This window comes from Pirellulales bacterium (genome assembly GCA_036490175.1).
In the GTDB taxonomy this organism is placed as follows: Bacteria; Planctomycetota; Planctomycetia; order Pirellulales; family JACPPG01; genus JACPPG01.
The window spans coordinates 1-7,493 of record DASXEJ010000313.1 but is presented as its reverse complement, the minus strand read 5'-3'; the positions used below and the strand labels follow the sequence as shown (position 1 = coordinate 7,493).

The 7,493-nt window shown below is 59.2% G+C and carries 8 protein-coding genes; 2 read left to right on the top strand and 6 right to left on the bottom strand.

The window, feature by feature from the left end; genetic code table 11:
• From cas7u to VGG64_24180, 4 genes are all read right to left on the bottom strand, one after another.
• On the bottom strand, window positions 1-919 hold a 919-nt coding region (gene cas7u / locus VGG64_24195; GenBank protein HEY1602728.1), incomplete at its 3' end, for a type I-U CRISPR-associated RAMP protein Csb1/Cas7u.
• On the bottom strand, window positions 912-1,784 hold the full coding sequence (cas8c, locus tag VGG64_24190) for a type I-U CRISPR-associated protein Cas8c (protein HEY1602727.1): 873 nt from the start codon (window positions 1,782-1,784) through the stop codon (window positions 912-914). The genes cas8c and cas7u, both read right to left, overlap by 8 nt.
• The gene (gene cas3u / locus VGG64_24185; protein ID HEY1602726.1) at window positions 1,777-4,356 is read right to left on the bottom strand and encodes a type I-U CRISPR-associated helicase/endonuclease Cas3; all 2,580 of its coding nucleotides are present in this window, start codon (window positions 4,354-4,356) and stop codon (window positions 1,777-1,779) included. Before cas3u ends, cas8c begins: the two co-directional genes overlap by 8 nt.
• A gap of 15 nt (window positions 4,357-4,371) precedes the next feature.
• Window positions 4,372-4,866, bottom strand: coding sequence for a hypothetical protein (locus tag VGG64_24180; GenBank protein HEY1602725.1), 495 nt, complete (start codon window positions 4,864-4,866; stop codon window positions 4,372-4,374).
• A gap of 326 nt (window positions 4,867-5,192) precedes the next feature.
• Between VGG64_24180 and VGG64_24175 the strand changes: the two genes are divergently transcribed.
• Both VGG64_24175 and VGG64_24170 read left to right on the top strand, forming a co-directional pair.
• A complete protein-coding gene (locus tag VGG64_24175) occupies window positions 5,193-5,432 on the top strand; it encodes a hypothetical protein (GenBank protein ID HEY1602724.1) in 240 nt (79 codons plus the stop codon).
• A gap of 6 nt (window positions 5,433-5,438) precedes the next feature.
• A complete protein-coding gene (locus VGG64_24170; GenBank protein HEY1602723.1) occupies window positions 5,439-5,831 on the top strand; it encodes a PIN domain-containing protein in 393 nt (130 codons plus the stop codon).
• Here VGG64_24170 and VGG64_24165 read toward each other — a convergent pair.
• Both VGG64_24165 and VGG64_24160 read right to left on the bottom strand, forming a co-directional pair.
• On the bottom strand, window positions 5,795-6,883 hold the full coding sequence (locus VGG64_24165; protein HEY1602722.1) for a WYL domain-containing protein: 1,089 nt from the start codon (window positions 6,881-6,883) through the stop codon (window positions 5,795-5,797). The two genes, VGG64_24170 and VGG64_24165, sit on opposite strands and share 37 nt — an antisense overlap.
• Window positions 6,884-7,072: 189 nt before the next feature.
• A partial coding sequence (locus VGG64_24160) for a tyrosine-type recombinase/integrase (GenBank protein ID HEY1602721.1) occupies window positions 7,073-7,493 on the bottom strand: 421 nt, incomplete at its 5' end.

Here is a 7,493-nt window from a genome sequence, read left to right as displayed (position 1 = left end):
CTTCGCGTTTGCCGTCGGAATGCACCAGATTGAACACACGGGGCTTTTCGCTTGGGACGAGATTGCACCCTTGACGAAGATAGGTCGAGGCATTGGACATGAATGCCACGAGCGAGAGGCCGAGGACATAACGGCGAAGGGCAAGCGTTTTTTCGGTATCGCTGCCGACGGTGAGCAGCCGCAACGCGGCGAGGCTCAAAGTTGCGTCCCGCCGGATCTCACCAGTGGCGATCACGCCGCCGTGGGTGCCGGTCGCGGGAACGTGAACGAATCCACGTTTCGCTAAAGGGCTCTTAGCATCGCCCTCGGCTTTCGCTTTGTCTCCCTCGCTGAACACGTCGAGCGCGGCGTAGTCTACAGGCGGATTGTACTGTGCGGATCGAGTGAGCCGCTTAACATCGAACGCCCTGATTGTAGACGCGACCAAGCGAGGCAGTTTTGCCTGTGTGTCGCGCGAATCCCAGACGCCGAATACGAGCGACGTTGGTGCTATCCTGGCGAGTGGCTCTGCATTGCCTTTCAGTGCGGCCTTGAAGGCGTTTTGCAATTCCTTCTGCAGGGGTGTGCACCGAACCAAGGCGTCGCCGGCACGGTGGCCCGCTTCAAGGATGCTCACGGACTTCTCGCCGGCCTTCACCCAGATTTGCGGAATAAGGTGTGTATAGTCAGGCTTGGCGAAGATCGGTTCAATGCGGTTCGCCTGTGAGCCGACGCTATCGACGAGGCAGACATTCTTCTCACCCTCGGGCGGGTCGATATTGTAGCCGCCAGGGAAGACCTTCTTGTCTTCTGCAGCGGCGTACGTCGCCGGGAAAAGCACTCCGTCTGGCCCTTCGACCGGTTCGAGATACTCGCGAATCACTAGCGCAGCGAAGTTGTCGGTTGTCAGCCAGAGATCGAACTGGGCCAGGTCACTCATCGGAAGCTCCGGTAAAGGGAATGGCGGGCAGGAAACTCTTGAGGTATTTCGTGCGGTACAACAGACGGAACTCGTACCGGTTCGCGCCGGCGATTGGCACCGCTCCGCAAGCGGTGGGCATGGCAATTTGGATAGCCAAAGGTCGATTCCACGCAGTGTATAGAAACCGATTTGCGCCTTTGATTTCCGCAGGGCGAAAGCGTTGCAGCCCGATGAAAGCGAGCAGTTCGAGCGCGGGCCTTGCCGACGACTCGATACGCGTCAAGGCGCTGCCGGCCAGCGGATCGAAGCTGAAACCAACATCAATGGCGCCCCCTTGCCCGCCTAGGTCGGAATCGAAGTTGAACGGCAGGCCGCAATTCTTGGCCGAAAAAGTCAAGCACGCTTCATTTCTCCATGCGGCTTCCTTCAAGGCATCCTTCATTGACGTCGAGATACTGAGCACCGATTGTTGGCCCGCCCATGTTTTGAACCGACTCCCGCCAGCGTAAGCATCGGTAAACCAGTCCAAGGTGATGTCAAATGGTTCCTTCAGATGGATGGGGGCCTCGCGACGTAGTTTTCCCAGGTTCTTGTATTCGTCTTCGACGCCGGCGCCTCTACGCTTGGCAGTGGCCATCTCACCGAGTTCGGCGAAACGGGCGTGTTGTGCCTCAGTCATCGTGTTCGTCAGCCCGCAACCGGCCAGAGCGTCCAACAACTGTCCCAGCGTTCCATCACATGCAATGTAGAATTTCTGCCTCTCAAACCACGCTTCGGCACCCCGCCAGAGGCGATTGGCCAGTTCAAAGAGGCCGCAGCAGGCGAAAAACTGGCCTGGATTGGCGCAATCGACCTTGATGCTGGCCGGTTCAGAGTTACTCATTGCATGCCTCCTCCATCGGGGACGGATTTGCGCTTGCAGCCCAGTCGGCGGCACGGAGCAGCGATTCGAGATACGCGAGACCCCAACGGCCATACTCCCGTTGCAGCTTCGCGAAGCGCTGCTGCACCTTGGTGGCGATCTGAGTTAAGTTTTGCCCCTTTGGCTCGGGATCAAGCACATTGCCAATGGGAAAGTGAGGACGCCCGTACCCATGGTGAACTGCGATCAAATGCAGCACCACATCTTGCACTTCGACGTCCAGCTTCTGTAATTCAGCGAGATATGGCTGATTCTCATCCAGCACGTCAACAAGTGTGCCGAACTCGTGGCGGAAGTCCGTTATCTCACGCGGTCGCAATTCCCCTCCATTGGGCAAACGCCCAGACTTGGCATATTGTTTGTCTGGATAATCGTCATTGCCAATGCTCCGCTGCCAAACGCCGCGGCGTTTTCCCAAATCATGGAACCTCGCCGCCAAAACAAGTGCCGCGTGCAGCCTGGGCTTGGCCCGCAATAGCGAGTCGGCCAGCCGCCTCGCTTCCCGTTCTACGTCACTTGTATGGTGATTCCAGGTAGTAGCGACGCGACTTGTTTTCGAGCCGTCGTCATCAGCCGACCGTGGTCGCGCATACCAGTGCCAAGAACGGCCCTCTTCATCGTCGTTATCCGACGGGAGGTCGATCCGGCGGACCAGCCGCATTTCCCGGGTCTTCTCGCCGAACTCCGGGTCTTCTGCCCACACGCGGACGCGCCGCTTGACGCTCTGTTCTTTGTCTTCGAACCACTCGTCGGCCACATCGCTCGCGGTGGTCGGGCCGCCGGTGAGCATGCCGCCGTCGAGACCACCCACCGATGGCGGCAATAGTACAGTCTTATAATTGAGCGATTCTTTTCCCGCATCGATTAGTTTGCCGAGAGTCGTTACTTCCACAGAATCGTCGTCGGATACGATCCAGACCGGGGTCTCCTTGATAGCGCCGAGTTTCTTTAAGCGATCGAATACCCGGCTCGAATTGTCCCGCAGCAGTTCGTGTGGCTTGAGGGGGTAATCTTCAAGCAAGTCTTCGGGATCATATTGCTGCCGCAAGTCGCCAGTGATAACACCGACTTCCTCCCGCCACGCAACCTCTGTCTCGGGTGGCTCCCACTCGCTGATGCCATGCAGATACGGCTCGACGGTCGGCCGGCCGGGCAGTTTGTCGCGAACGATGGTAGTCAGCGCCCAGGCGTCGAACAAGATACCCGAGGCTTCAAGGATTGTCGGCGTCGGGCTGAATGCCGCGTGCACCGCTTCCGCGTTCTGCTTTGCAAGGCCGCTGAGCGATTTCGGGCTGCCGTCGCCGTCGAGGGACTGCAACAATACCAAGGTTCTCGCTCGTCGCACGTCAAGTTCGTTCTTGGCGTCGAACTGCGTTGGATGCACAACGTCGATGCGGGTTCCCTTGCACGTGCCGAAGCGGTTGACCCGCCCACAGCGTTGGGCCATGCTTTCGAACGTCGACAAGTCGCAGACGAGATCGTCGGCCGAAATATTCACGCCGACCTCGCCAGCGCTGGTGCAAACGAGGTAGACCGTGCCCGCGGCCGGTGTTACCAACTCATCACGGTTCGACGTGGGGACAAACCGCTGAAATACCGGCGTTCGCAACATTTGCTCGCGCTCCAAGCCGCGCATCGTCCCCGTCAATGGCTGAACGCGACCTTTGGGGAGCTTCGCGGCGATCCGTTCGACATCCTCCACTGAGCGGGCGAAGACGATCACAGCTCGATTCTGATCCTCTCGGGCACACGCAAGCTCGACGATTTGCTCGGTAAGCTTGCGTTCTTCGTGCAGCACGATCGCTTTCTTGGCGCCCAGCCGTTGCTTGACGACGGAGCTTTTCTTGTCTTCCGCGGTCAATGTAAATACGTCGCCTTGTCCGCGCGAAGTAGCCGTGAGTTCCATGACTCGCAACGGGCGAAAATCTGTTGTCTGCGAACCGCGGCCAGCACATCCTCCGTCGAAAGTCACTCGGCCCCCATGCTGTTCGCACTCAATCGCTTTAAGCAAATGCTGAAAAGCGGGTTCGAGATGCGCTTCATCGTGGATTAATAGCACATCCTGGCCGAGAAATCCGGCGTGCAATGGCTTGGCCTTGAACCCGATGCCATAGCCGCTGAACAGGAGCCGGCTGCCGATCATGTCGACGGTGCCGACGATGATCGCGGGCCGCGACGGATCCGCCGACCATTCGCGGTTGTCGGCGTATTCCCCGCGCAATGTGCTAATCGCGGGGACGGGCACTCCAGCGGCTTCGGCGTTTTTGCGCAAAATAGCGGCCTCGACTGTCGTTTGGTCGACTACCGTACGTCTGTTGACGACATACACAAGGCGCCGGGGAACACGTTCGGGATGATGCGCCAGTGCGATGAGCCAGATCGCGATCACCGATGTTTTGCCCAAGCCGGTAGGCAAATTGCACGAGGCCGGAAATTTGCCTTGGCTAAACCACTCTTCGTACAAAGCAGTCTGCCAGGGAAACGGCTCGTTGCCCGTCAGCAATTTAAATGTTGCTGAAAACGTACGATGCATGATTGGGATCCCTAGTTAACGCAGATCGGAATGCAATGAGCGGAGCCGATCGTCCGCACGCAATCGCAGTTTCGCCCGCCGCAACCGAGTGCGCGGCGTCGATCCCAGTCCCGGATGCGGTCGGCGGCCACTGAAGAAACGTTTTTCCACCGCGATTCGTTCCACGATGGGGAGGAGCTTTAGCCGGCTCTGTACGCGCTTGCGGAGCTCCGTTAACTCGACGTCATCGGCAAAGCCCGTTGAAGCCGAGGCTTCGCACTGTTCGGTGTACCGCCGCCAGCATCTGACGCGTCGCGCGGCGGACTTAAGAATGTTCATTGCAGTCACAATGAACCAAGAATTCTTTACCGTAACCCAGTCGATCCGTGACTCGAGCGCGATGCGAGAGACTTCTTGCAGCAGGTCGTCTTCATCGAACATCGTCTGTCTGCTTCGGCGTGCGAGCGCCTTGATCTGCCGCGAAACGCCAGCCAACCGCTCCAGCATCGTCGCTTCGGTATGATGTGTCATGACATTTGGTCTCCGGCGGGTAGGTAAATTACTCCTACACGTGGAACATATAATGCCATGTAACTGTTCTAGGAACTGTGCATGGTATTGACGGGTGCTTTTTCTCATGGTTTAACTGATATCAGAGCTTCCGTCCACAACGAACGGGCGGCCACATTGAAGCTAGGAACTGTGCATGGTTTGGGTAAAAGCCCCCGCCCTTCCGCGGCCAACAGGCCGCGGCCACATTGAAGCTGGTCCATGTAGGTGTCGAAGCCGAGGATGCGTCCTTTTCCCCGGCCAAACGGCCGCGGCCACATTGAAGCGGGTCGTGTTAGAATGAGGGGATGACTATTCATGGTCGGATCGAGAATGGTGCGGTGGTTGTCGAGGGGCCGATCTCCTTGCCGGATGGCACGGAGGTGACGATCGTGGTACGCGCGGCGGGTGGCCAAGCGGGTGATACCATGCTGCCGCATGAGCGGGCTCGTTACTTGGCGGCGCTGGCGGCGATCGACGGCGTGGCCAACGAGAACCCTGGCGATGCGTTCCGCGGGGCCGACCACGACAGCGCGATCTATCAGTGACGGATCATGATCTTCGTCGATACCAGTGCCTGGTTCGCGCGCTTCGTGGCTGATGATCCTGACCATGCCCGCGTCGCGAAATGGTTCGAGGCGAACGACGAGCGGCTCGTTACGTCCGATTACTGCATCGACGAGACGCTCACGCTGCTGATTGCCAGGAAGCGCCCGAGACTTGCGCTGCAAGTCGGGCAGCAACTGTTTGCCCAAGCCATCTGTAGTATTCATTTTCTTACGTCCGACATCATTAATCGTGCTTGGATACTCTTCCAGCAGCAAGCGGCCTCCCGCTGGAGCTTCACGGACTGCACGAGCAAAGTTGTGATCGATGAGCTTGGCATTCGAGCTGCCGTTGCGTCGGACGTTCATTTTCGGGCTTTTGGAATCGTGGTCTTGCCTTGAAGCGATGATTCCACGACCGGCATAGTGCGGCGGCTGCGCGGACTGGTCATGGATTTCTTTCCTGTCCGATACATCGATTGCAACGCTTGAAGGTCTGCGAGGATCTCCTCTCGCAATTCCTCCGGCTCGAGCACTTCGGCGGCGGGGCCGAAGCTGAGGATCCAGGATTTTATTTCGACGAGACTGCTGAGCTGGAACTCGACGAGGGCGCTGCCGTCGGGTTGCATTTGCACTTGCTGGCTGGCGTGCATGCGCTTTTCGTTCACGTAGCGGGCGGCGGTGGGGGCGAAATGGATGCGGACGGCGATGTCGCCTTTGCCGGAGAAGATGCCGAAGTTGCCGGATAGCTGAGCATTGAGCTGCGCGTCGTCGGGGCGTTGGAAATGAATGTCGGTCAGGCCGACGTCGGTGATGCGGTCTACCTTCCAGGTGCGCGGCTCGCCGTGGTCGGGCGAGTGGCCGAACAGGTAGAGCGATCCGCGATGCTCGATGATGCGGTAGGGATAAACGTCGTAGGTGACCGGCTCGGTCGAGCGCTGGGATTGATAGGTGAGGAACACGGCCCGATCTTCTTCGATGGCGATGAAGAGCCGATCGAGCAGTTCGGCCTTGCCGGCGTAGTCGCCGCCGAGTTGCGTCTGCACGATGCGGGCGAGCATGGTGTCGACGTACTTGGCGGCGCGGCGGCCGAGCGAGGTTTCGATTTTGCGAAAGGCCACGGCCAAGGCCTGCTCGACGAAGGTGCCGCCAAAGCCGGTCGAGGCACGCCGGCAGAGGTAAAGGGCCAGAGCTTCGTCGTAGGTGAACCCGAGCGCGGGAGTATGCGGGCGGTTCAAGAAGAACGTCTTGCGGCCGTAGTCGCCGGATCGCTCTTCGATCGGAAAGCCGACGCATCGCAGCAAGGACACGTCGCGGCGGATCGTCTTTTCGCTCATGCCCGTGGCGGCAGCGAGCGACTTGACCGTCGACTCGCGGTCGCCGGCGATGGCCCGCAACAAACTCCACTGACGCAAGAGTGGCGAAGCATCGTGCATGGCTGCCAACGTGGCCATCGACTATGAGAATCGAAACCGCATGGACGGGCTGTAGAATAGCAGTTGTTAGGCGCGGGTAAAGCATCGCACGGCACCAGATGTCCAAGCGAACGCTTGTTCAGCGGGGGGAATCACCCCATGTCAATTTCGGCCGAGCCAAGCATGTGCGGCTCCGGCGGATGCGCGGCCAAAAGCCCGGGACGACTTTCAATCACCAGTCCCGAGGGCAGCCCAGAGCGGCTCTTGGTAGTGCTGTCCCCACTCGCGCCCGTAATGGTCGAAGGCGACTTTGGGCGTATTGCCCATCAATTCGGCCAATACCTCGATTGAGCATCCGGCTCCGCCATTCCAGTAGCCTGAGAGCATGCGGTGCGCGAACGTGTGCCGGCAGGTGTAACAGGAATGCCGCTGCCGCGCCGGATCCTGGTCCCAGCCAAGCTTCTTCTTGAGTGCAAGAAAGCGGGTCCGGCCGGTGACCTTCTTCCATGGCTTGCCCTGGGAATTCCTAAACAGCGGGCTGCCCGAACCCGGCGGAGCCGTGCGCATCAATCGCCGTGCGAGAGCTGCCACTTCCGGTCGGACCGGGATTTTGCGAGTCTTCTTGGTTTTGGACGAATAGACTCGCCAT

Coding starts and splice junctions, on each gene's coding strand:
- VGG64_24165 (HEY1602722.1), bottom strand. CDS start 6,883: ATGGCCACGTTGGCAGCCATGCACGATGCTTCGCCACTCTTGCGTCAG.
- VGG64_24170 (HEY1602723.1), top strand. CDS start 5,439: ATGATCTTCGTCGATACCAGTGCCTGGTTCGCGCGCTTCGTGGCTGAT.
- VGG64_24175 (HEY1602724.1), top strand. CDS start 5,193: ATGACTATTCATGGTCGGATCGAGAATGGTGCGGTGGTTGTCGAGGGG.
- cas3u (HEY1602726.1), bottom strand. CDS start 4,356: ATGCATCGTACGTTTTCAGCAACATTTAAATTGCTGACGGGCAACGAG.
- VGG64_24180 (HEY1602725.1), bottom strand. CDS start 4,866: ATGACACATCATACCGAAGCGACGATGCTGGAGCGGTTGGCTGGCGTT.
- cas8c (HEY1602727.1), bottom strand. CDS start 1,784: ATGAGTAACTCTGAACCGGCCAGCATCAAGGTCGATTGCGCCAATCCA.